The 20,576-nt window shown below is 55.9% G+C and carries 24 protein-coding genes and 1 tRNA gene; 17 read left to right on the forward strand and 8 right to left on the reverse strand.

Annotated elements, in window-relative coordinates; translation table 11 throughout:
- Position 1: 1 nt before the first annotated feature.
- From hisG to ACKTS9_RS16430, 9 genes are read left to right on the forward strand one after another with little or no spacing between them, the layout of a single operon-like run.
- Positions 2–649, forward strand: a complete 648-nt coding sequence (gene hisG, locus ACKTS9_RS16390; RefSeq protein ID WP_349216315.1) for an ATP phosphoribosyltransferase — start codon at positions 2–4, stop codon at positions 647–649.
- Positions 646–1,923, forward strand: coding sequence for a histidinol dehydrogenase (gene hisD / locus ACKTS9_RS16395; protein WP_349216316.1), 1,278 nt, complete (start codon positions 646–648; stop codon positions 1,921–1,923). The genes hisG and hisD overlap by 4 nt, the downstream gene beginning before the upstream one ends.
- A gap of 13 nt (positions 1,924–1,936) precedes the next feature.
- Positions 1,937–3,001 carry a histidinol-phosphate transaminase gene (gene hisC, locus ACKTS9_RS16400; RefSeq protein ID WP_349216317.1) on the forward strand — a complete coding sequence of 355 codons (1,065 nt, stop codon included), beginning with the start codon at positions 1,937–1,939 and terminating at the stop codon, positions 2,999–3,001.
- Between the two features lie 3 nt (positions 3,002–3,004).
- Positions 3,005–3,592: an imidazoleglycerol-phosphate dehydratase HisB gene (gene hisB / locus ACKTS9_RS16405; RefSeq protein WP_349216318.1), complete on the forward strand. Its 588-nt coding sequence runs from the start codon at positions 3,005–3,007 to the stop codon at positions 3,590–3,592.
- Between the two features lies 1 nt (position 3,593).
- Positions 3,594–4,214, forward strand: coding sequence for an imidazole glycerol phosphate synthase subunit HisH (hisH, locus tag ACKTS9_RS16410; protein WP_349216319.1), 621 nt, complete (start codon positions 3,594–3,596; stop codon positions 4,212–4,214).
- A gap of 5 nt (positions 4,215–4,219) precedes the next feature.
- Positions 4,220–4,939, forward strand: a complete 720-nt coding sequence (hisA, locus tag ACKTS9_RS16415) for a 1-(5-phosphoribosyl)-5-[(5-phosphoribosylamino)methylideneamino]imidazole-4-carboxamide isomerase (protein ID WP_349216320.1) — start codon at positions 4,220–4,222, stop codon at positions 4,937–4,939.
- Positions 4,936–5,700, forward strand: a complete 765-nt coding sequence (hisF, locus tag ACKTS9_RS16420; RefSeq protein WP_349216321.1) for an imidazole glycerol phosphate synthase subunit HisF — start codon at positions 4,936–4,938, stop codon at positions 5,698–5,700. The genes hisA and hisF overlap by 4 nt, the downstream gene beginning before the upstream one ends.
- A gap of 14 nt (positions 5,701–5,714) precedes the next feature.
- Positions 5,715–6,362, forward strand: a complete 648-nt coding sequence (gene hisIE / locus ACKTS9_RS16425) for a bifunctional phosphoribosyl-AMP cyclohydrolase/phosphoribosyl-ATP diphosphatase HisIE (protein ID WP_407881840.1) — start codon at positions 5,715–5,717, stop codon at positions 6,360–6,362.
- A complete protein-coding gene (locus ACKTS9_RS16430; protein WP_349216322.1) occupies positions 6,359–7,174 on the forward strand; it encodes a histidinol-phosphatase in 816 nt (271 codons plus the stop codon). Before hisIE ends, ACKTS9_RS16430 begins: the two co-directional genes overlap by 4 nt.
- A gap of 39 nt (positions 7,175–7,213) precedes the next feature.
- Here the strand turns inward: ACKTS9_RS16430 and ACKTS9_RS16435 are convergent, their stop codons facing one another.
- Entirely contained in the window at positions 7,214–8,113 is a 900-nt protein-coding gene (locus tag ACKTS9_RS16435) for a PLP-dependent cysteine synthase family protein (protein WP_349216323.1), read from the reverse strand.
- A 228-nt stretch (positions 8,114–8,341) separates the two neighbouring features.
- On the opposite strand from ACKTS9_RS16435, the gene ylxM reads away from it, so the two are divergent.
- The 7 genes from ylxM (at position 8,342) to ACKTS9_RS16470 (ending at position 13,378) form a co-directional block, all read left to right on the forward strand.
- Positions 8,342–8,713, forward strand: a complete 372-nt coding sequence (gene ylxM / locus ACKTS9_RS16440; RefSeq protein WP_349216324.1) for a YlxM family DNA-binding protein — start codon at positions 8,342–8,344, stop codon at positions 8,711–8,713.
- 20 nt (positions 8,714–8,733) lie between these two features.
- Positions 8,734–10,074 (forward strand): signal recognition particle protein, encoded by a 1,341-nt coding sequence (gene ffh, locus ACKTS9_RS16445; RefSeq protein ID WP_349216325.1) that lies wholly within the window; start codon positions 8,734–8,736, stop codon positions 10,072–10,074.
- An 84-nt stretch (positions 10,075–10,158) separates the two neighbouring features.
- A complete protein-coding gene (rpsP, locus tag ACKTS9_RS16450) occupies positions 10,159–10,401 on the forward strand; it encodes a 30S ribosomal protein S16 (RefSeq protein WP_349216326.1) in 243 nt (80 codons plus the stop codon).
- Positions 10,402–10,416: 15 nt separating this feature from the next.
- Positions 10,417–10,650, forward strand: coding sequence for a KH domain-containing protein (locus tag ACKTS9_RS16455; protein WP_349216327.1), 234 nt, complete (start codon positions 10,417–10,419; stop codon positions 10,648–10,650).
- Between the two features lie 145 nt (positions 10,651–10,795).
- Complete coding sequence (locus ACKTS9_RS16460) at positions 10,796–11,464, forward strand: aspartate/glutamate racemase family protein (RefSeq protein ID WP_349216328.1); 669 nt, start codon at positions 10,796–10,798, stop codon at positions 11,462–11,464.
- A complete protein-coding gene (locus ACKTS9_RS16465) occupies positions 11,461–12,750 on the forward strand; it encodes a four-carbon acid sugar kinase family protein (protein ID WP_349216329.1) in 1,290 nt (429 codons plus the stop codon). The genes ACKTS9_RS16460 and ACKTS9_RS16465 overlap by 4 nt, the downstream gene beginning before the upstream one ends.
- Complete coding sequence (locus ACKTS9_RS16470) at positions 12,740–13,378, forward strand: class II aldolase/adducin family protein (RefSeq protein WP_407881841.1); 639 nt, start codon at positions 12,740–12,742, stop codon at positions 13,376–13,378. The genes ACKTS9_RS16465 and ACKTS9_RS16470 overlap by 11 nt, the downstream gene beginning before the upstream one ends.
- Before the next feature lie 39 nt (positions 13,379–13,417).
- Here ACKTS9_RS16470 and ACKTS9_RS16475 read toward each other — a convergent pair whose 3' ends face one another.
- The 6 genes from ACKTS9_RS16475 to ACKTS9_RS16500 all read right to left on the reverse strand — a co-directional run bounded on the left by ACKTS9_RS16475 (position 13,418) and on the right by ACKTS9_RS16500 (position 19,094).
- A complete protein-coding gene (locus ACKTS9_RS16475) occupies positions 13,418–14,098 on the reverse strand; it encodes an LrgB family protein (protein WP_407881842.1) in 681 nt (226 codons plus the stop codon).
- A complete protein-coding gene (locus tag ACKTS9_RS16480; protein ID WP_407881843.1) occupies positions 14,095–14,463 on the reverse strand; it encodes a CidA/LrgA family protein in 369 nt (122 codons plus the stop codon). The genes ACKTS9_RS16475 and ACKTS9_RS16480 overlap by 4 nt, the downstream gene beginning before the upstream one ends.
- Before the next feature lie 117 nt (positions 14,464–14,580).
- On the reverse strand, positions 14,581–15,663 hold the full coding sequence (gene leuB, locus ACKTS9_RS16485) for a 3-isopropylmalate dehydrogenase (RefSeq protein ID WP_407881844.1): 1,083 nt from the start codon (positions 15,661–15,663) through the stop codon (positions 14,581–14,583).
- A gap of 21 nt (positions 15,664–15,684) precedes the next feature.
- Positions 15,685–16,161, reverse strand: a complete 477-nt coding sequence (gene leuD, locus ACKTS9_RS16490) for a 3-isopropylmalate dehydratase small subunit (RefSeq protein ID WP_407881845.1) — start codon at positions 16,159–16,161, stop codon at positions 15,685–15,687.
- Positions 16,161–17,429 carry a 3-isopropylmalate dehydratase large subunit gene (gene leuC, locus ACKTS9_RS16495; RefSeq protein WP_407881846.1) on the reverse strand — a complete coding sequence of 423 codons (1,269 nt, stop codon included), beginning with the start codon at positions 17,427–17,429 and terminating at the stop codon, positions 16,161–16,163. Before leuC ends, leuD begins: the two co-directional genes overlap by 1 nt.
- Positions 17,430–17,432: 3 nt before the next feature.
- Positions 17,433–19,094, reverse strand: a complete 1,662-nt coding sequence (locus ACKTS9_RS16500) for a 2-isopropylmalate synthase (RefSeq protein WP_407882147.1) — start codon at positions 19,092–19,094, stop codon at positions 17,433–17,435.
- Between the two features lie 440 nt (positions 19,095–19,534).
- On the opposite strand from ACKTS9_RS16500, the gene ACKTS9_RS16505 reads away from it, so the two are divergent.
- Positions 19,535–19,611 (forward strand) — tRNA-Arg (locus tag ACKTS9_RS16505).
- A gap of 123 nt (positions 19,612–19,734) precedes the next feature.
- Here the strand turns inward: ACKTS9_RS16505 and ACKTS9_RS16510 are convergent.
- Complete coding sequence (locus ACKTS9_RS16510; protein WP_407881847.1) at positions 19,735–20,535, reverse strand: alpha/beta hydrolase; 801 nt, start codon at positions 20,533–20,535, stop codon at positions 19,735–19,737.
- Positions 20,536–20,576: the final 41 nt, after the last annotated feature.

A 20,576-nucleotide genomic window follows, 5' to 3' on the forward strand; every position in this document is an offset into this window, starting at 1 on the left:
CATGGAATGGGTCAACATTGCCCTGCCCAAAGGGCGGCTGGGCGAAAAAGTCTATCAGATGTTCAAGCAGGCGGGGTATGCCTGCCCCGCCATTGAAGAAGAAAACCGGAAATTGGTGTTTGAAAATCCCGAGGCCGGGGTGCGGTACTTTTGGGTCAAACCCTCGGACGTAGCCATTTATGTGGAACGGGGAGCAGCCGATGTGGGCGTGGCGGGCAAAGACATTCTGCTGGAATACGTCCCGGATGTATACGAACTGGCGGACCTGGGTGTGGGAAAATGCCGCATGTGCGTCGCCGGAAAAAAGGACTTTCGGGATGACCGAAGCCGGACCCTGCGGGTCGCTACCAAATTTCCGCGTATCGCACGCAATTATTACAGTGCGGTCAGCCGTGACATTGATATCATCAAGCTGAACGGTTCCATTGAACTGGCGCCTTTGCTGGGCCTTAGCGATGTGATTGTGGACATTGTGGAAACAGGACGTACGCTGATTGAAAACGGACTGGAACCCAAGGAAACCATTGTGGACATCAGTGCCCGGTTCATTTCCAATAAGGTCAGTTATAAATTTAAAAATGACGCGATCCGGCGCATGGCTCAGTGTTTGGCCGGCCTGCCGGAAACCAACCAAGGAGGCTCCGTATGATTTCCATTTATTCGTATGGCCAGGTGCCCGCAGAGAAAATTTTTGCACGCTCGGATGACGGCGCAGATGTGAGCGTCGCGGTGCGGGACATTGTGGCCAATGTGCAGAAAGACGGTGATGCGGCATTGCGCCGCTATGCACTGCAGTTCGACAAAGCACAGGTGGAGCAGCTGGAAGTAAGCAAAGAGGAACTGGATGCGGCGGTGGCTTCGCTGGAACCGGCGCTGGTGGAACTGTTGCAAGAAGCGGCAGCCCGGATTCGCGCGTTTCACCGCCATCAGGTGCGCGAAGGATTTGTGGTCAGCGAAGAAGAAGGCGTTGTCCTGGGTCAAAAAGTGATTCCGCTGGATCGGGTGGGTCTGTACGTACCCGGCGGCACCGCAGCCTATCCGTCCAGCGTGCTGATGAACTGCATTCCGGCCAAGATCGCAGGCTGCCGGGAGATCGTTATGGTGTCTCCACCCAGCCGGGGCGGAGACATTGCTCCGGTGATTCTGGCGGCAGCCCGCATTGCCGGAGTGGACCGGGTGTTCCGCACGGGCGGTGCCCAGGCCGTAGCGGCTTTGGCCTATGGCACCGAGACCATTCCCAAAGTAGACAAAATTGTTGGTCCGGGCAACGCCTATGTGGCCGAAGCCAAGCGTCAGGTGTTCGGCAAAGTAGCCATCGATATGATCGCAGGCCCCAGTGAAATTCTGGTGGTGGCGGACGGTGCTTCCAATCCGCGCCATCTGGCAGCGGACCTTCTCAGTCAGGCGGAGCACGACAAAATGGCCTCGGCGGTACTGGTGACTGACAGCGCGGAACTGGCCAGGGTGGTGCAGGCAGAGATCGAACGTCAGCTGCCCCAGCTGCCCCGGGCGGCCATTGCCCGGGCGTCTATTGACAACAACGGCAAGATCATCGTGACGGACGATCTTGCCAAAGCCATTGAGATCGCCAACGAAATCGCACCGGAACATCTGGAACTGTGCGTAGACGACCCGTTTGCGCTGCTGTCACAGGTACGCAATGCGGGCTCCGTCTTTTTGGGGCGCAGCTGCCCCGAGGCGCTGGGCGATTATTTTGCCGGGCCGAACCACACACTGCCCACCAGTGGCACCGCCCGCTTTATGAGCCCGCTGTCCGTGGATGATTTTGTCAAGCGTACCCAGTTCACTTATTACACCAAAGAGGCGCTGGAAAAGGTCAGCGGCTCGATTGCGCGCTTTGCCCGTCAGGAGGGACTGGAAGCCCACGCCCGCAGCGCCTTGTCCCGGTCGGAAGAGGAATGAAAGAAGGAACCTTATGAGCAGATACATGAGCGCCCGGTTTGCCGGGCTGAATGCCTACACCCCGGGGGAACAGCCCCGGGATATGGACTATGTGAAGCTGAACACCAATGAGTCTCCCTTTCCGCCCTCGCCACAGGTACTGGCGGCAGTGCGGGGAGAAGAGGCGGAACGGTTGAATCTGTATCCTGACCCGGAATGCACGGCATTGCGTCAGGCTCTGGCACGGCAGTACGGCGTGGAAAAGGAGAATGTGTTCGTAGCCAACGGCTCGGACGAAGTGCTGAACTTCTCCTTTCTGGCCTTTTGCGACAAAGAGAATGGTGTGGCTTTCCCGGACATCAGCTATGGCTTTTACCCGGTGTTCGCCCAGCTCTATCAGATCTCGGCCAAAGTGGTTCCACTGCGGCCGGACTTCCGGCTGGCACCGGAGGATTATAGTAATCTGGGGTGCACCATCGTGTTTGCAAACCCCAACGCACCCACCGGGCTGGCGCTGTCGGCAGCGCAGGTGGAAAGCATGGTGCGCGCCAACCCGGACCATGTGGTCCTGGTGGATGAAGCCTATGTGGATTTCGGCGGCGAGAGCTGTGTGCCGCTTACAAAGCAGTATGACAACCTGCTGGTCTGCATGACCTTTTCCAAATCCCGCTCACTGGCAGGTGCGCGGCTGGGCTTTGCTGTCGGAAATGCTGCACTGATTGAAGATTTGGAAAAAATTCGTTATTCCACCAACCCCTATAACATCAACCGCATGACCATGGCCGCGGGCATCGCCGCCGTGGAGAGCGACACTTATTATAAAGAAAACTGCCGAACCATTCAGGAGAATCGGGCCTACACGGAAGAGCAGCTGGCCCGGCGTGGTTTTTCCACGCTGCCTTCGAAGGCGAATTTTATCTTTACATCCTGCCCGGATATGGATGGAGGCGCTTTGTATCGGGCACTGAAGCAGCGGGGTGTTCTGGTGCGTTACTGGGACAAACCGGCTCTGCGCAATTACGTGCGGGTGACCATCGGTTCCCGGCCGCAGATGGATGCATTTCTGGCGGCGGTGGATGATGCCAGAAAGGAGATTTGAACCATGCGTACAGCACAGATCAATCGAAAAACCGGGGAGACGGACATCTCCCTGATTTTGAATGTAGACGGCACCGGCAAGAGCAAAGTTGCCACGGGCTGCGGCTTTTTGGACCATATGCTGACGCTGTTTGCCCGGCACGGCCGATTTGACTTGACGGTGCAGTGCAAGGGCGACACCTGGGTGGATGACCATCACACCGTGGAGGACGTGGCCATCTGCCTGGGGGACGCCCTGGCGAAGGCGCTGGGGGATTTGCGGGGTGTTACCCGTTACGGCAGCATGCTGCTGCCCATGGACGAAGCGCTGATCCTCACGGCGGTGGACCTGTCCGGGCGGGGAATGCTGTGCTGTGAGATGAATATCCCCACGGAGAAGGTGGGAACCTTTGATACACAGCTGGCACAGGAGTTTTTACTGGCGCTGACCCGCCGCGGCAATTTCACACTGCATGTGCGCCAGCTGGCAGGCTGCAACAGCCATCACATTATTGAAGGAATGTTCAAAAGTCTGGCCCGCAGCCTGCGGCAGGCGGTGGCATTGGACCCGACGGCCGCAGGGGAGATCCCATCCACAAAGGGGGTTCTGTGAGATGATCGCCATTGTGGATTACGGCGTCGGAAACCTGTTTTCCCTTCAATCCTCCTTCGCGGCCATCGGCGCAGAAGCCTGCGTCACGGGCGATGCGGAGAAAATTCTCGCTGCTGACCGGGTGGTTCTGCCGGGCGTAGGTGCTTTTGGAGACGCTGCCGCCCTGTTAAAAAGCACCGGTTTGGATGAGACCGTGCGCGAAGCGGCTCGGGCGGGTAAGCCGCTGCTGGGCATCTGCCTGGGAATGCAGCTGCTTTTGGAGCAGAGCCTGGAATATGGAACGCACGCAGGTCTGGGGCTCGTTCCAGGCACGGTGCGGCCTATTCGGCCGATGATCCCCGCGGAGTATAAGGTCCCGCACATCGGCTGGAATGCACTGTGCTTTTCAGAGGACAAACCGGTCCATCCGCTGTTTTCCCGCATTCGCCCGGGTGACTGTGTGTACTTTGTTCACTCTTACTATGCGGACAGCCCGGATGAAGCGATCATCGCCCGGGCAGAGTACGGCCCGCTGCTGACGGCAGCGGTGGCCCGTGACAACGTGATGGGCGTGCAGTTTCATCCGGAAAAAAGCGGCGCTGTGGGACTCAGCATCCTGCGCGCCTTTTGTGAAATGGAGTAACCGTTATGATTCTTTTTCCCGCAATGGATTTAAAGGACGGGCAGGTGGTCCGTCTGTATAAAGGGGATTTTGCCACTGTGCAGCAGGTGGCGCAGGACCCGGCCGCCACGGCTACGGCGTTTCGTGACGCGGGTGCGGCGTATGTGCACATGGTGGACCTGGACGGAGCCCAAAACGGCCAGCGCAAAAACCGTGATATCGTGCAAACCGTGGTGCAAAGCGGGCTGAAAGTGCAGTTGGGCGGTGGTATTCGCACCCAGGAGGACCTTGCAGCAGTGTTTGACATGGGTGTCTATCGGGCTGTTCTGGGATCTGCCGCTGTGTCCAACCCGCAGCTGGTAGCGGATGCGGTAGTTCGCTGGGGAGCCGAACACATTGCCGTAGGCGTGGATGCCCGGAACGGTAAAGTGTGCACTGCCGGCTGGGTGGAGGATTCCGGCCTGGATTACTGCGAGTTTGCCCGCGAAATGGAAGCACTGGGCGTTTCCACGCTGATTTTTACAGACATCGATACCGACGGAACGCTGCAGGGACCGTCTTTCCACCGCCTTGAGCAGCTGCAGAAAGCTGTGGGCTGCCGCATCGTTGCATCCGGCGGGGTGAGCAGCAACGAGGACCTGCGCAGGTTGAGCGGGATGGGCCTTTATGGCGCCATCATCGGGAAAGCCTGGTATACCGGTGCGGTAGACCTGGCCCGCGCCGTGCGGGAGGAGGGGGCACAATGATTACAAAACGAATCATTCCCTGCCTGGACGTGAAGGACGGCCGGGTGGTGAAGGGCGTCAATTTTCTGGGCCTCAGCGATGTGTCCAGTCCGGTAAAACTGGCGAAGTTTTACAGCGACAGCGGCGCCGATGAGCTGGTATTTTACGACATTACGGCTTCGGTGGAAGGGCGGGCACTGTTTACAGACATTCTCACACAGGTGGCTTCGCAGATTTTCATTCCGCTTACGGTGGGCGGCGGCATTCAGACACTGGATGATTTTGACCGCGTGCTGAAATGCGGCGCGGACAAAGTCAGCGTTAATTCAGGTGCCATCCGGGACCCGTCTTTGATTGGGGCGGCGGCACGACGCTATGGAGATCAGTGCGTGGTGCTCAGCGTGGATGCGAAACGGGTGGACGGTTCGTTCCACGTGTTTGCAAAAGGAGGCCGGGAAGATACCGGCATGGACGCCATTCAGTGGATTCGCCGGGGCGTGGCAGAAGGCGCGGGGGAGATCGTGCTCAACAGCATTGACACCGACGGCGTGAAAAAAGGTTTTGACCTGGAAATGCTGGCTGCAGTGTGCGACGCGGTGAATGTGCCGGTCATTGCCTCAGGTGGTGCCGGATGTGAGCAGGATTTTGTCACCCTGTTCGAGACGCTGCCCAAGGTGGATGCGGGGCTGGCCGCCTCTATTTTTCATTTTGGTGAAGTGTCGATTCCCGAATTGAAACGCACGCTGGCCCGGCGGGGAATCCCCATGCGGGTTTTGGATTAAAGGAGGAAGTTTTCGTGCTGTCTGTTGATGATTTGAAATTTGACGCGCAGGGTCTGATCCCGGCCATCGTTGTGGATGCAGGGTCGGGAAAGGTGCTTACACTTGCTTATATGAACCGGGAGAGCCTTTCCATCAGTCTGGCGGAAGGGCGCACCTGCTTTTGGTCCCGCTCCCGCCAGACACTGTGGCGCAAGGGGGAAACCTCGGGCAATGTGCAGCATATCCGCACCATCACAGCGGATTGTGACCGGGATGCGCTGGTGATCACAGTGGACAAAGAAGGACCTGCCTGCCATTTGGGAACAGACTCCTGCTTCAATGATCCGCTGTACATCTCTCAGTCGGGAGAGCCGTTTTCTGTGGAAGGGCTGTATCAGTTGCTGCAAGGCCGGAAAGAGACCCTTCCGGAAGGCTCTTATACCACGTACCTGTTCCAGAAGGGACTGGATAAAATTCTGAAAAAGGTGGGGGAGGAATCCACCGAGGTGATCATTGCGGGCAAGGCACAGGATAAGGCCGAGACCATCTACGAGATTGCCGACCTGATGTACCACGTGATGGTACTGATGGTGGAGATGGGGATTTCCGTGGAAGATGTGCGCAAGGAACTGGCATCCCGCCATGTGATCGACCACAAGGTCAAACAGGAGAAAATGACATGAGACCGCAGAGCCTGCATACGCACACGGTTTTTTGCGACGGGACAGGAACGCCTGCACAGATGGCGGAAGCTGCCTTCCGAGCAGGTTGCAGCGCCATCGGGTTTTCCGGCCATGCACCTCTGGCGGAGCAGTCCTGGACCATGCGGGAAGAGGAGATCGCAGCTTACCGCAGCCAGGTCCTGGAACAGCGCCGGCGCTGGGCGGGGAAAATGGATGTATATCTGGGCCTGGAACAGGACTTTTTTTCTCCGCCGACTGTCGGAGAATGGGATTACCTTATCGGGTCGGTGCATGGAGTGCCGGCAGAAGGGGCATTGCGTTGGGTGGATGAGAGCGAGGAGGCCTTTCGGCGTCTGCTGTGCCTGTTTGGCGGAGACGCCATGGCGCTGGCGAAAGCGTACTATCGTCTGACAGCACAGGTGGTCCAGCAAACCGGATGTCAGATCGTGGGGCATTTTGATCTTCTGACCAAGTTTAATGAGGAGGACCGTCTGTTTGATACGTCGGCCCGCGCCTATCGCCATGCGGCGCTGGAAGCGCTGGATGCGGTGTTGGAACAGGACGCGATTCTGGAGGTGAATACCGGTGCCGTTTCACGGGGATACCGCACCTTGCCGTACCCGGCTCCGTTCCTGCTTCGCGCCATTGCGCAAAGAGGCGGGCGCATCACACTGACCGCTGACAGTCACAGCCCCGAAACGATTGTATTTGGCTACCGGCAGGCGCTGGAAATCCTTCAGGCCTGCGGCTTTTCCAGCTTGTGGTATCTTTCTCCAGAAGGGTTTCGGGAAGGGCCCTTGCCACAATTATAAAAAAGAAGCCCGGACCATGGTCCGGGCTTCTTTTACTGTTTATTCATACAACTCTTTTCCCGCAAAAATGCACAGGACACGCTGGAGTTCGGGCTTTTCTTCCATCAGTTCCCGGGCGGCTGCCAGTGTTGCGCCCGCACTGGGCGAAGCCGGTACGGCATCGGTACGAAGAACCTCCTGCGCCGTCTGGTTGGCCACATTGGATGCCACGGGCACTACGCCGTCCACAATGTAGGGATTGTAGTTTTCGGGCACAAAGCCGGCCCCCAAGCCGGGAATGTTGTGTTTGCCGACAAATCCGCCGCCGATGGCCTGGCTTTCGTAAGGCTCCACCGCAATGATCTTTACATCCGGGTACCATGCTTTGATGTATTCGCCCACACCGGTAATGGTTCCGCCGGAACCCACGCCCACCACAATGGCATCCAAGGCCCCTTCGGTGGCACGGGCAATGTTGGGGCCTGTCACCCGGCGGTGAAATTCGGCGTTGCAGTCGTTGTCAAAATAGTTCAAGTAATAGCCGCCGGTGCGCTCCACAGCTTCCTGCGCGCGCTTTTCCACACCCCGGCGTCCGTATACGTAATTGGTCAGCGCGATTTTGGCGCCCAGTTTTGCCAGCATGTGCTGGCGTTCTGTGGGAACGGTCGCCGGCATGCACAGTACCAGCGGGTGCCCGCTGCGGGCGCAGGAAATGGCCAATGCCACCGCAAAACTGCCGCTGGATCCTTCCACCACAGTCTGACCGGGTTTCAAAAGCCCTTTTTCAGTGGCAATGGCCAGCATTCCTTCAGCCAGCGCGTCCTTGGCTGAATTGGTGGGGCCACCCGCCGCCAGATACGCATACAGGGAAGCGGGCAGACCGTGCCGCGCGCTGTATCCGGCCAGACGCACTACAGGACGCTGATACAGTGTTTCGTAATAGCTTTGAAAAATCTGCACGGCAAATCCGCCCCCTCTTTGTGGAAAAGTCGAACATTTCTTCTTTTATTATACAATAAACGCCATCAGATGCAACAGGGAAAAGCCCCGAAAAAACGTCTCTTTTTGTCATTTTGACAAAGTGAAAAACCAACGTGTAAACCTATTGACTTTACACGCGCGGTGCGGTATAATAGCGCATGTTGTAAAGTGCTTTGCGTTTACAAGAACGCTGGGAGGAGGAGAGACGTGGCCAAAAATCTGGAGATTTCTTACCTGCTTGATTTTTACGGCGACGTGCTCACCGATAAGCAGCGCGATGTGATGGAGCAGTATTATAACGATGATTTTTCCCTGTCCGAAATTGCGGAAAATTTCGGCATCAGCCGGCAGGGCGTGCGCGACGCGATCAAGCGCGGCGAGACCACCATGCTGGAACTGGAGGAAAAAATCGGGTTTGCAAAGCGTTACCGGGCCATGCAGGAGGGCCTTTCCCGGCTGGATCATCTGACAAGAGAGATCCGTTTTTGCAACGCCAATCGCTATGACATGAGCGAGGAGATTCAAAATTCCTGCAACGAGATGCTGGACATCGTGAAGTCCATCACCGACAATCAGTAACCACACCGAAAGGAACCGATATGGCCTTTGAATCCTTAAGCGACAAACTGTCGTCCGTCTTTAAAAAGCTGCGCGGCAAGGGAAAGCTCACGGAGCAGGACATCAAGGAAGCCATGCGCGAGGTGCGTATGGCACTTCTGGAAGCCGATGTCAACTACAAGGTTGCCAAAGACTTCATTGCGGATGTGACCCAGCGCGCCATGGGCCAGGAGGTCATGGAAAGCCTGACTCCCGCCCAGCAGGTTATCAAAATCGTCAACGAGGAATTGACCCGCTTGATGGGCGGCGATGAAGCGGCCCGCATTCATATCAAGTCGAAACCGCCTACAATCATCATGATGTGCGGCTTACAGGGTGCCGGTAAAACCACGCATTGCGCAAAACTGGCCAAGCGCTTTTTGAAGGAAGGCCATCGGCCGTTGCTGGTCGCTTGCGATATTTACCGCCCGGCGGCTGTGGATCAGCTGTGTGTGGTGGGTGCCCAGGCGGGAGCACCGGTTTTCAAGCTGGATGGCGCAAAACCAGAGGAGATCGCCCGTCGCGCCGTGATGCATGCCAAGGATCACGGAAACGATATTGTGATTCTCGATACCGCCGGTCGTCTCCATGTGGACGAGGAACTGATGGCTGAATTAGGGCGCATCAAGCAGACGGTCCCCGTGGACGAGACGCTGCTGGTCATCGATGCCATGGCAGGTCAGGACGCGGTCAATGTGGCCAAAAGCTTTGGCGAGAGCACCGGCCTGGATGGCGTCATTCTCACGAAGCTGGACGGTGATACCCGAGGCGGTTCCGCACTCAGCGTGCGTGCTGTAACGGGCAAACCTATCAAATTTGCAGGCGTGGGCGAGAAGCTGGACGATTTGGAAGTCTTCCATCCCGCCCGCATGGCCAGCCGCATTCTGGGAATGGGCGATGTGCTGACGCTGATCGAGAAGGCGCAGGACACGGCGGATGCAAAAAAAGCGGAAGAGACCGCCCGGCGCCTGATGGAGAACAAGTTCGACATGAACGATATGCTGGACCAGTTGGCGCAGCTGAAAAAGATGGGCGGCGCGGGTGCGCTGGTCTCCATGCTGCCAGGCTTGGCCGGAAAAGTGGATATGGACGAGATCAACGAGTCCAAGGCTTTTGTTCATATCGAAGCCATTATTCAGAGTATGACTCCCGCCGAGCGGGAAAAACCGTCGATCATTGATCCCAAGCGCAAGCGACGCATTGCCGCGGGCAGCGGGACCAAAGTGGAAGACGTGAACCGCCTGCTGCGCCAGTTTGAGCAGATGAGCAAAATGATGAAGCAGCTGAAAAAGAACCCGAAAAAGTTCGGGCGCGGCGGTTTTGGCCGGTTGTTCGGCATGTAAGCGATGGTTTCGGCCTTTGGTCGATGCTATAAATTCATTGCGGTGCCTTGGGCAGCGCAATACAAAAATACAGGAGGTGACAGCATGGCTGTTAAAATCAGACTGCGCCGCATGGGCGCGAAGAAAGCTCCCTTCTACCGCGTGGTAGTTGCGGACTCCCGTTTCCCCCGCGATGGCCGCTTCATTGAGGAGATCGGTTACTACGATCCCACCAAGGAGCCGGCGGTCGTGAAGATCGATGCGGAGAAAGCGAAAACCTGGATTGCCAACGGCGCCCAGCCCACCGATACGGTGCGTGTTCTGCTGAAGAAGAACGACATTCTGTAATTTGGGGGTAGCGACATGCAGGAGCTTTTGTTGGCAGTCGCAAAGGGCCTTGTGGAAAACAAGGACGCCGTGCAGGTAACGGTAGACGAAGCCAATGAGGAAGGCGTCATTGTGTACCACCTCACGGTTGCGGAAGAAGACATGGGCCGAGTAATCGGCAAGCAGGGCCGTATTGCCAAGGCCATCCGTGTAGTCATGCGCGCCGCCGCGGTGCGGGAAGGCGTAAAAGTCATGGTGGAGATTGGCTAACAGGTCCCCGTCAGCCTAAGAAAATGGCTGTCGCAAGAAACTCGTTTGGGTTTCTTGCGACAGCCATTTTTGTTTTCGGGCATTGAAAATTCCCGGAAAGAATGCTATCGTTTTTAACAGAGATACAGAAAGGACGGAGCAAAGTATGAAAATTGCGGTGATTCACACGACGCCGGCAACGATCGCCAGCCTGGGCGATCTGATTCGCAGCGAGATTCCGAATGCAGAGGTGTTCAACCTTCTGGATGATTCCATTTTGCCGGATATGAACGGGGGATACCGGGTCGATTGGGTGCGGGAACGCTGGCTGGAATATGCCCAAATTGCCCGCAAAAACGGCGCGCAGGCTATCCTCAGCGCCTGTTCCACCGTGGGCGAATTTGCTCAGGAGGCCAATGAAATGCTGGATATTCCGGTGTATCGCATCGACGAGGCAATGGCGTGCGAGGCAGTGCGGCGCGGCGGCGTCATCTGCGTGTTTGCCACGTTGGCAAGCACTCTGGAGCCGACTGCGCGTCTTTTAAAACGGCTGTCGCAAAAGCAAACCCAATTCTGCGAGATTCGCACTGTTCTGGTAGAGGGCGCTTACGATGCATTGATGCAAGGAGACCGTGCGCTGCATGACGAAAAAATCCGCCGGGCGCTGGCAGAGCAGGGGGCACAGGCAAATGTGATCGTACTGGCGCAGGCATCCATGGCCAGTGCAGCTGACGGCCTTCCGGATGAAATCTGTGCCCAAGTGCTTACCAGTCCGCGATTGGGCATTGAAAAATTGAGAGATGATCTGGCCGCATTGGATGGTGAAAAACGATGAAGAGAGTGCTGGTGGCGGCAGACGATATCACTGGTGCGGATGACATTGGACTGATGTATTATAACAGCGGCCATCCGTCGGTTTTATACCCCTTTCCAAGCGCGCAGCAGGCCTGCTTCGGCGATTGTTCCAAGCTGGTTGTGGATACGGATTCGCGCTTTGTAAAGCCTGATGAGGCATACCGGAGAGTGTATGAGGTCGTCCGGAGATTTGCGGGGCAGGCGGACCAGTTTTTTTCCAAACAGTGTTCGGTATTCCGCGGAAACATTGGCGCTGAGTTTGACGCAATGCTGGACGCAACAGGAGAGCCGTTTGCCCCTGTGGTATTGGGGTTCCCCGACAATGGCCGCACCACGTTGGACGGGATCCATTATGTATATGGAGTAAAGCTGGAAGAATCTCAGTTTCGAAACGATCCGGTCAATCCCATGCGAGAGTCTGACCTGGTAAAAATTTTGTCCGCACAAACAAAGCGTCCGGTCTGTTCGGTGAGCTGGCGCGAATACGAGAAAAGCGATGAATCTCTGGTCCGCATTCTGCAGGAGAAAAAGAAGCAGGGCGGATACGCCATTTTTGATGTGCGCAACAACCGGGACCTTGAACGGCTGGCTGCTGTGCTGGAGAATGAGCGTGTGATTTGCGGGAGCTCTGCCATTGCATATTATCTGGGAATGCGGGAGCCGGCGGAAGCAAACACTGAAGGATTGGAAACATGCCGAGCGGGAGAGAAGGTGCTCTGCCTGGCGGGCAGCCTTACGCCGCAGACAGCTGCCCAGATCGCTTTTGCAGAGGCCACAGGCTGTCCGGTTTTGACGTTGGGGACAACGGAACTGTTTGATTCTGCGCGCAGAGAAAAGGAAATGGAACGGCTCCGCGAGGCGTATCGAGAGCACCGGAACAGTGAAATGGTCGTTCTTCGAACCTGCTCTGAACCGGAGCAGATTCGAAGAACAAAGGAACTGGCTGCGGAACGGGGCATCAGCGCACCGGCGGCAGCGACAGCGGTCTCCGATGCGCTGGCCGGGCTGGCCTATGCACTGGCACAGGAAGATGGCGTGCGAAACATCATTGTCTGCGGCGGAGACACTTCCGCTTCCTTTTGTCGCCGCTTTCAGGTGGGCGGTATGCGGGTCGGGCCCCAAATCGAGCCGGGAGTATCCGTATGCACATCTTTGGAACGAAGCGACCTTCGCTTTGTTCTGAAATCGGGCAGCTTTGGGTCAGAAACATTTTTGGAAAAGGCAAAAAACAAGCTTTTACAGGGGGAACACAATCATGCTGTATGAGGCACAGCGGAAAGAACTGGCGGACTGGTGCCGGCGCATTTATGAGCGCGGCCTGGTCTTTGCAAGTGACGGCAATTTCAGTATGCGTATGCCGGACGGGGCATTTTTGATCACGCCCTCCAAACGGAATAAAGGTTTTTTGCACGCGGAAGACCTGCTGGTGGTGGCGGCAGACGGCCATGTGCTGGAGGGCGGCGTTCCTTCTTCGGAGTTTCCCATGCATCGGCATATTTATGAAACGCGGCCGGAAATCCAGGTGGTGCTTCACTCCCATCCGCCGTTTTCCACGGCCTTCGCCTCGGCGGGCCGGGCTGTTCCGGAAAATTATTTTGTGGAGGCGCCACTGTTTTTGGGAACGGTGCCCGTGACGGAGTTTGCAGTACCCGGCACATCAGAGATGGTTCGGGCAATCGAGCCCTATACCAGGCAGACCAACAATCTTTTGCTGAAAAATCATGGCGCGCTGGTCTGGGACAAAAATCTGGAAGCCGCCTATAACCGTCTGGAAGTGTTGGAGGCGGTATGCCGGATGGCATATTATACCGAGGCTCTGGGCGGGGCAGACGTGATTCTGCCCGATCAGATGGAGCGTCTGCGGCAGGCAAAGCAAAAGAAAGACAAAACTTAAAAAACGGAGTCGCTTCTCGTGTGAGAGCGACTCCGTTTTTTATAAAAAGATGGTGATCACAACGGAAATCAAACCGCAGACGCCAATGGCGATGCTGCTCATGGCACCTTGAAGCTCGCCCATTTCACGGGCTTTAATGGTTCCAAGCGCATGGCTGCAGGCGCCGGTGGCGAGCCCCTGAGCCACCGGGTCCTGAATGCGGAACCAGCGGGCAAACAAAGGGGCGCACAGAGATCCGGTCAAGCCGGCAATCATCACGCAAGCCGCGGCAATGGCGGCAAGGCCGCCGTGACTTTCCGCAATGCTGACAGCAATCGGAGTGGTGCAGCTTTTGGGCATCATGGCGGCAGTTACCGCATCATCTACGCCGAACAGATGGCACAGTCCCAGCACGCTGAAAATACTGGTCAGGCTGCCGGCGGTGCATCCCAGAAGAACCGGCAGGAAATATTGCTTTAAAACTGCATACTGGTTGTAAATGCTCAGTGCCAGCACAGCGGTCACCGGCCCCAGCATCATGTTGATGATGTCGCCGCCCTTGGAAAAGTCTTCGTAGGGGATTTGGAACAGACACAGAACGGCAATGCACAGTGCCGTGGAGATCAAAAGAGGATTGGCCAAAGGAGAACGGGTTTTTATCTGAACCCAGCGCCCCAGAAGAAATGTGGCAATGCACAGAACGATGCCAAACAGTGGGGATGTTGTCATGGCCTGAATCATTCCCGAGGCCCTCCTTTCTTTTGCAAAAGCCGCATGGTCAGCTGAACGACATGGCCGGTGACCAGAAAGACCAGCGGTGTGGTAAAGATGCAAATCAGCAGAATCGGAAGCAGGTTCTGCATCAGCGCGTCTTTGTATTTCAAAAGGCTGACACAGGCGGGCACAAAAAACAGCGCCATATTGTCCAGCAAAAATTCGGATTTTTCCCGGATGTGATCCGGATGCAACACCTTTGTGGCCAGCAGAACAAACAGAAGAACCATGCTCAGCACACTGGCGGGAAAGGGGAACGGCAAAATTGCCGAAATGCCTTCGGCAGCAAGGCAGATGGCAAATACCACACAAATTTGTTCAATGATCTTCATTTCCAGGCCTCCCTTTTGACAAGCCCTTTTATTATAGCACATTTGAGGCGCTTTGAAGAGCAAAATATATAAAAACGTCCCGGCTTTTAAACCGGGACGTTTGAAAAACACCTTGTTTCAGGTCTGGGCGGAGATCGCTGCGGCAATGGCGTCGCCCATGGCGCGGCATCCCACCAGCGTGCAGCCGTCGGCCATGCTGTCGGCGGTGCGCAATCCCTGATCCAGCACCTGTGCCACAGCGGCTTCCACTGCGTCGGCCTCCCGGCACAGATCAAAGGAGTACCGCAGCATCATGGCAGCGGAGAGAATGGTTCCGATAGGATTGGCTTTGTCCTGTCCCGCAATGTCGGGGGCGGAACCGTGAATCGGCTCGTACAGACCACGGGTGCCGTCACCCAGGCTGGCAGAGGGAATCATACCGATGCTGCCGGTAATCATGCTGGCTTCGTCCGTAAGAATGTCTCCAAACATGTTTTCCGTGACCATCACGTCAAACTGTGCGGGATTTTTGACGATCTGCATGGCGGCGTTGTCCACCAGCATGTTGGAAAACGCCACATCGGGATGCTCTGCGGCCACCTGACCGGCCACTTTGCGCCAGAGCCGGCTGGTATCCAGTACGTTGGCTTTGTCCACACTGGTGACACAGCTGCGCCGCTTTTTCGCAATTTCCATGGCCACCTGAACAATGCGCCGGATCTCGTGCTCGGCGTAGGGCATAACGTCGGTGGCAACCAATTCGCCGTCGACTTCTTCTGTTTTGTGCTCCCCGAAATACACGCCGCCAATCAGTTCGCGCACCACTACGAAATCAATGCCTTTCTCCACGATTTCTCTGCGCAGCGGGCTTGCATCTGCCAGCTGAGGGAACAGGCGGGCAGGGCGTAAATTGGCATAGAGGCCCATGGCTTTTCGAATGCCCAGCAATCCTTTTTCCGGGCGGATATCGCCGGGCAGACCGTCCCACTTGGGACCGCCCACCGCGCCCAGCAGTACGCTGTCTGCGTCCAGACAGGCGTCGGTCGTCTCCTGCGGCAGCGGGGTTCCGTGCTGGTCGATGGCAATGCCGCCAATGTCCATGCACTGATAGGCAAAGTGGTGCCCGTAGGTCTCGGCCACTGCTTCCAGAACTTTCAGCGCCTCATTGACGATTTCCGGGCCGATGCCGTCTCCTTTTAAAACAGTAATGCGTTTGCGCATAACAAACCTCCTGTGGGGCGATTATTTCAGCGAATTCAAAAGTCCGCCTTTGTTTACAATGTTCTGAATGAAGGGGGGAAGGGGCTGCGCCTGATAGGTTTTGCCGGTGGTGATGTTGGTGATCAGGCCGGTATCAAAATCCACGCACACTTCATCGCCGTCGGAAATGCCGTCGCTGGCGGCTTCGCATTCAAAAATGGGAAGACCGATGTTGATGGCATTGCGGTAGAAAATACGGGCATAGGTCTTCGCAATCACGCAGGCAATGCCGCTCTCCTTAATGGCGATGGGGGCGTGTTCCCGGGAAGAGCCGCAGCCAAAGTTCCAGCCGGCCACCATGATATCTCCCGCATGCATTTTTTTGCGGAAGTCAGGATCAATGTCTTCCATGCAATGGGCAGCCAGTTCGGCGTGATTGGCGGTGTTCAGATAACGGGCCGGAATGATGACGTCTGTATCCACGTTGTCCGGGTATTTATGTACGGTTCCCTGTACCATTACATTACCTCCTCAGGATTGGCAATTTTGCCCGCCAGCGCACTGGCGGCCGCGACCGCCGGGCTGGCGAGATAGACCTCGCTGGTGGGATGGCCCATGCGGCCTACAAAGTTGCGGTTGGTGGTGGCGACACAGCGCTCTTCTTCCGCAAGAATTCCCATGTAGCCGCCCAGGCAGGGGCCGCAGGTGGGAGTGGACACGACACAGCCGGCGTCGATGAAGGTGTCAATGTATCCCAACCGGATGCAGTCTTTGTATACCTGCTGTGTGGCGGGAATCACAATCGCACGGATATTTTTCGCAACTTTCCGGCCCTTCAGAATGGCGGCTGCGGCAGCCATATCTGACAGACGGCCGTTGGTGCAGCTGCCGATGACCACCTGATCGATGGCTACATTCAAAGCAGCTGCCTCGTCAATGGTCTTGGTGTTTTCCGGAAGGTGCGGGAAAGCCACTGTAGGACGAATGGACGACAGATCGATTTCAATGACTTTCTCATATTCTGCATCGGGATCGGGAGCATAGGTGACGCCCGGATGCTGCTCCCGTCCGTTCAGATAAGCACGGGTCACGTCGTCCACTTCAAAAATGCCATTCTTGGCGCCCGCCTCAATGGCCATATTGGCCATGCAAAGCCGGTCATCCATGCTCAGAGAAGCAAGACCGGGCCCGCCGAATTCCATGCTCTTATACAGCGCACCGTCTACACCAATCTGACCGATGATATGCAGGATTACATCTTTTCCGCTGGCGCAGCCCTGCAGGCTTCCGGTCAGCTGAAAGCGAATGGCAGAAGGAACCTTGAACCAGCACTGACCGGTGGCCATGCCTGCTGCCATATCGGTAGAGCCCACCCCGGTGGAAAACGCGCCCAGCGCGCCATAGGTGCAGGTGTGGCTGTCCGCACCGATCACGCAATCGCCGGCAGTGACAAGTCCTTTTTCGGGCAGAAGAGCATGCTCGATTCCCATGCTGCCCACATCGTAGAAATTGAGAATGTCGTATTTGTTGGCAAAGTTACGGCTCTGCTTGGTCTGCTGCGCAGCCTTGATATCCTTGTTGGGCGCGAAATGATCCATTACCAGACTGATTTTGGTTCGGTCAAACACCGAGGAGAAGCCTGCTTTTTCAAACTCATTGATGGCAACCGGGCTGGTGATGTCGTTGCCCAGAACCATGTCCAATTTGGCCATGATCAGCTGTCCCGGCTCCACTTTGTCCAATCCGGCGTGTGCGGCCAGAATTTTCTGCGTCATTGTCATGCCCATGGGTCATGCCTCCTTGTGATTGTTGATGGCGCTGGCCAGAGCTTTCACGCTGGCCATAATAATGTCGGTGTGCTGACCGGCACCCCAGCTGACCGAGCCGTCGGTCCATTCCAGCCCTACGTATGCCACCGCGTGGCTGGTGGAGCCGGTCTCAAGCGCATGCTCTTTGTATGTCAGGATGGAGAAATCGCGGTCGGAGCCATGATGAATCGCATTGGTGACCGCATCCAGACGGCCATTGCCACGGCCGGTGTATTCTACAGCGATGTCGCCCTCTTTCACGCTGACCATGGCGTATACACCCTCTTTTTGGATGTAATGGACATCCGTAATGGCAAAGGGCGCTTCTTTGTTGAGAAATTCGTTTTCGAAAATACCATAGATGTCTTTGGGGGAAAGTTCTTTATGCAGATGATCGGAAACATCTTTGACGGCATATCCCAGGCGTTCCCGCATTTTCGGCGGCAAATCGTAGCCGTAGTTCTGTTCCAGAATGTACCCGATACCGCCTTTGCCCGACTGGCTGTTGATGCGGATAACATCTGTCTCGTACTCGCGTCCCACGTCGTGCGGGTCGATGGGCAGATAGGGAACGGTCCACTCGTACAGGTTCTTTTCTTCACGCCATTTCATGCCTTTGGCGATGGCGTCCTGATGACTGCCGGAGAAGGCAGCGAAGACCAGCGCGCCCGCATAGGGGGTGCGGTCGTACACATGCATACGGGTTACTTTTTCGTATTCCTCCACAATGGCCGGCATGTTGGAAAAGTCCAGCTTCGGGTCTACGCCCAGGCTGTACATGTTCATGGCCACGGTGATAATATCCACATTGCCGGTGCGCTCTCCGTTGCCGAACAGAGTGCCTTCCACGCGGTCAGCTCCGGCCAGAAGGCCCATTTCGGTGTCAGCAACGCCGCAGCCGCGGTCATTGTGCGGGTGCAGAGACAGAATCACATTTTCACGGTACTTCAGGTTGTCGTTCATGTACTCGATCTGGTTGGCATAAATGTGGCTCATGCTCATGGCCACTGTCACCGGCAGATTGATGATGACGGGTTTTTCTTTGGTCGGCTCCAATACATCCAGAACGGCGTTGCAAACTTCCAGTGCGTACTCGGGTTCCGTACCGGTAAAGCTTTCAGGGCTGTACTCAAAGCGGAAATTACCTTCGTATTCGCTGGCCAGCTGTTTGACGAGCTTGGCTCCGTCCGTAGCGATCTTTTTGATCTCTTCTTTGGACTTTTTGAATACCTGTTCCCGCTGTGCCACGCTGGTGGAATTGTAAAAATGAACAATGGCACTGGGGGCGCCTTTCAGTGCGTCAAATGTTTTGCGGATGATGTGGTCGCGGCACTGTGTCAGCACCTGAACGGTCACATCATCGGGAATCAGGTTTTGTTCGATCAATGCCCGCAGAAATTCATATTCGGTTTCGCTGGCTGCGGGGAATCCGACTTCAATTTCTTTGAAACCGAGTTTGACGAGAAACTGGAAAAAGTCCAGTTTCTCCGCAAGCGTCATGGGAACGATCAGGCTTTGGTTCCCATCGCGCAGATCGACACTGCACCAAATCGGTGCTTTTTCAATGTGGTCTTTTTTAGCCCAGCGCATTTCGCAATGGGGCGGGGGATAATACCCGGGATGATACTTTTTTACGTGTTCCATCATAGTACATACACTCCTTTGCTGGATGGGCTGAGAGGTAATAAAAAAACCGCCTCTCAGCCGACGATTCGGCTAAGAGACGGAGACATCACATCTTCGCGGTACCACTCTTATTGCTGCGGGAAACAGCCACCTTAGTGCCATCAGCCAACGTTGGCGAACAGCCTGACCTGATAACGGCGTCAAACCCGGTGCAGCCTACTGGAAGAAGCCTTCGTTCAGTGCACTGCTCAGGGGCCAGTGGCGACACTCCCGGTACTGCCTTGCACCTTCCGGCAGCTCTCTAAAACGCGGTTTCGTGTGCGGACTCCCCGTCACTGCATTTGAAATATTGTTTATATCATAAACAATAAAGGCCTTTTTGTCAAGCATTTTTCAATCGGACTTGAAATTTTTGCAGGTGCATTTTATAATAGAAAAGCGTTCAAAATGTACAAGATGTTTCCGTAGCTCAGCTGGATAGAGCGACCGCCTCCTAAGCGGTAGGCCGGGTGTTCGAATCACCTCGGGAACACCACTCGCCGAAAGCATTCCATTGGCTTTCGGCGAATTTTTTTGTCCTGCTGTCGCGGTCGCATGATTTCAAAAATAGGGAAGTAGTTGAAAAAAGAGGAGCGGTCAGCCCGCTCCTCTTTCTGGTTTAATAGATGGGACTTTCATTGAGATCCAAGCCGCAGAAGAATTGGAATGCACGCTGAATCGCCACATCCCAGAAAGGCCAGGCATGATCGCCCGCCCATTCCAGATAAGTATGACCGTAACCAGCCTCCCGGGCGGCATCGCGGAAGCGAAGGTTGTCTTCATAGAGAAAATCCTCTGTTCCGCAGATTTGAATCAGGCGGGGGCGATCCGGATTGGTGGCTTCCTGGCGCATCAAATAAAAGAGATCGTCCAGCGGGGCGGGATCCTGGCCCGCGCCATGCAGCGCATCTACTTCCTGCGGAAGTACATCCGGAAGTTCTTCCGCGCGGGTGCGTTTTACCCATGCGGGATAATCCATTACGCCGGAAAGACTGGCGCAGGCGGCATACTGTTCAGGTCGGCGCAAAGCAATTTTGGTCGCACCGTAGCCGCCCATGCTTTCGCCGGCAATAAAGGTGAATTCGCGCTCAGTCGGCAGGTTGAACCACTGCGCGCAAATCGCGGGCAATTCGTCTGCCACATAGCCGAAATAATCGGGACCGTAAGCCGCGGAGCAGTAAAAACTGCGCTGCACTTCGGGCATGATGATAATAAAATTGTACTTTTTGGCGTAGTATTCAATTTTAGAAAAGCGTGTCCACTCTCCAGCGTTGGCAGATAACCCGTGCAGAAGATAAAGAACGCGGGGCTTGCCCTCCCAAAGAGGAGTGACATCATTGGAAACATCCGGGAAGATAACGTTCACCTGCGTGGTCATTCGAAGTTTCTGTGAATAAAAGTCACCACGAAAAAGGCCCATGGGAAAACTCTCCTTTACAAAAGAAAATCGCCGCCGCCGTT

Origin of the sequence: Owariibacterium komagatae, assembly GCF_045865535.1 — a bacterium.
Lineage (GTDB): Bacteria > Bacillota > Clostridia > Oscillospirales > Ruminococcaceae > Ruthenibacterium > Ruthenibacterium komagatae.

Excerpts from the sequence above, each read along its gene's own strand:
- hisG (WP_349216315.1), top strand. The coding sequence starts at position 2 with ATGGAATGGGTCAACATTGCCCTGCCCAAAGGGCGGCTGGGCGAAAAA.
- hisD (WP_349216316.1), top strand. The coding sequence starts at position 646 with ATGATTTCCATTTATTCGTATGGCCAGGTGCCCGCAGAGAAAATTTTT.
- hisC (WP_349216317.1), top strand. The coding sequence starts at position 1,937 with ATGAGCAGATACATGAGCGCCCGGTTTGCCGGGCTGAATGCCTACACC.
- hisB (WP_349216318.1), top strand. The coding sequence starts at position 3,005 with ATGCGTACAGCACAGATCAATCGAAAAACCGGGGAGACGGACATCTCC.
- hisH (WP_349216319.1), top strand. The coding sequence starts at position 3,594 with ATGATCGCCATTGTGGATTACGGCGTCGGAAACCTGTTTTCCCTTCAA.
- hisA (WP_349216320.1), top strand. The coding sequence starts at position 4,220 with ATGATTCTTTTTCCCGCAATGGATTTAAAGGACGGGCAGGTGGTCCGT.
- hisF (WP_349216321.1), top strand. The coding sequence starts at position 4,936 with ATGATTACAAAACGAATCATTCCCTGCCTGGACGTGAAGGACGGCCGG.
- ACKTS9_RS16430 (WP_349216322.1), top strand. The coding sequence starts at position 6,359 with ATGAGACCGCAGAGCCTGCATACGCACACGGTTTTTTGCGACGGGACA.
- ffh (WP_349216325.1), top strand. The coding sequence starts at position 8,734 with ATGGCCTTTGAATCCTTAAGCGACAAACTGTCGTCCGTCTTTAAAAAG.
- rpsP (WP_349216326.1), top strand. The coding sequence starts at position 10,159 with ATGGCTGTTAAAATCAGACTGCGCCGCATGGGCGCGAAGAAAGCTCCC.
- ACKTS9_RS16455 (WP_349216327.1), top strand. The coding sequence starts at position 10,417 with ATGCAGGAGCTTTTGTTGGCAGTCGCAAAGGGCCTTGTGGAAAACAAG.
- ACKTS9_RS16460 (WP_349216328.1), top strand. The coding sequence starts at position 10,796 with ATGAAAATTGCGGTGATTCACACGACGCCGGCAACGATCGCCAGCCTG.
- ACKTS9_RS16465 (WP_349216329.1), top strand. The coding sequence starts at position 11,461 with ATGAAGAGAGTGCTGGTGGCGGCAGACGATATCACTGGTGCGGATGAC.
- ACKTS9_RS16470 (WP_407881841.1), top strand. The coding sequence starts at position 12,740 with ATGCTGTATGAGGCACAGCGGAAAGAACTGGCGGACTGGTGCCGGCGC.
- ACKTS9_RS16475 (WP_407881842.1), bottom strand. The coding sequence starts at position 14,098 with ATGATTCAGGCCATGACAACATCCCCACTGTTTGGCATCGTTCTGTGC.
- ACKTS9_RS16480 (WP_407881843.1), bottom strand. The coding sequence starts at position 14,463 with ATGAAGATCATTGAACAAATTTGTGTGGTATTTGCCATCTGCCTTGCT.
- leuB (WP_407881844.1), bottom strand. The coding sequence starts at position 15,663 with ATGCGCAAACGCATTACTGTTTTAAAAGGAGACGGCATCGGCCCGGAA.
- leuD (WP_407881845.1), bottom strand. The coding sequence starts at position 16,161 with ATGGTACAGGGAACCGTACATAAATACCCGGACAACGTGGATACAGAC.
- leuC (WP_407881846.1), bottom strand. The coding sequence starts at position 17,429 with ATGGGCATGACAATGACGCAGAAAATTCTGGCCGCACACGCCGGATTG.
- ACKTS9_RS16500 (WP_407882147.1), bottom strand. The coding sequence starts at position 19,094 with ATGGAACACGTAAAAAAGTATCATCCCGGGTATTATCCCCCGCCCCAT.
- ACKTS9_RS16510 (WP_407881847.1), bottom strand. The coding sequence starts at position 20,535 with ATGGGCCTTTTTCGTGGTGACTTTTATTCACAGAAACTTCGAATGACC.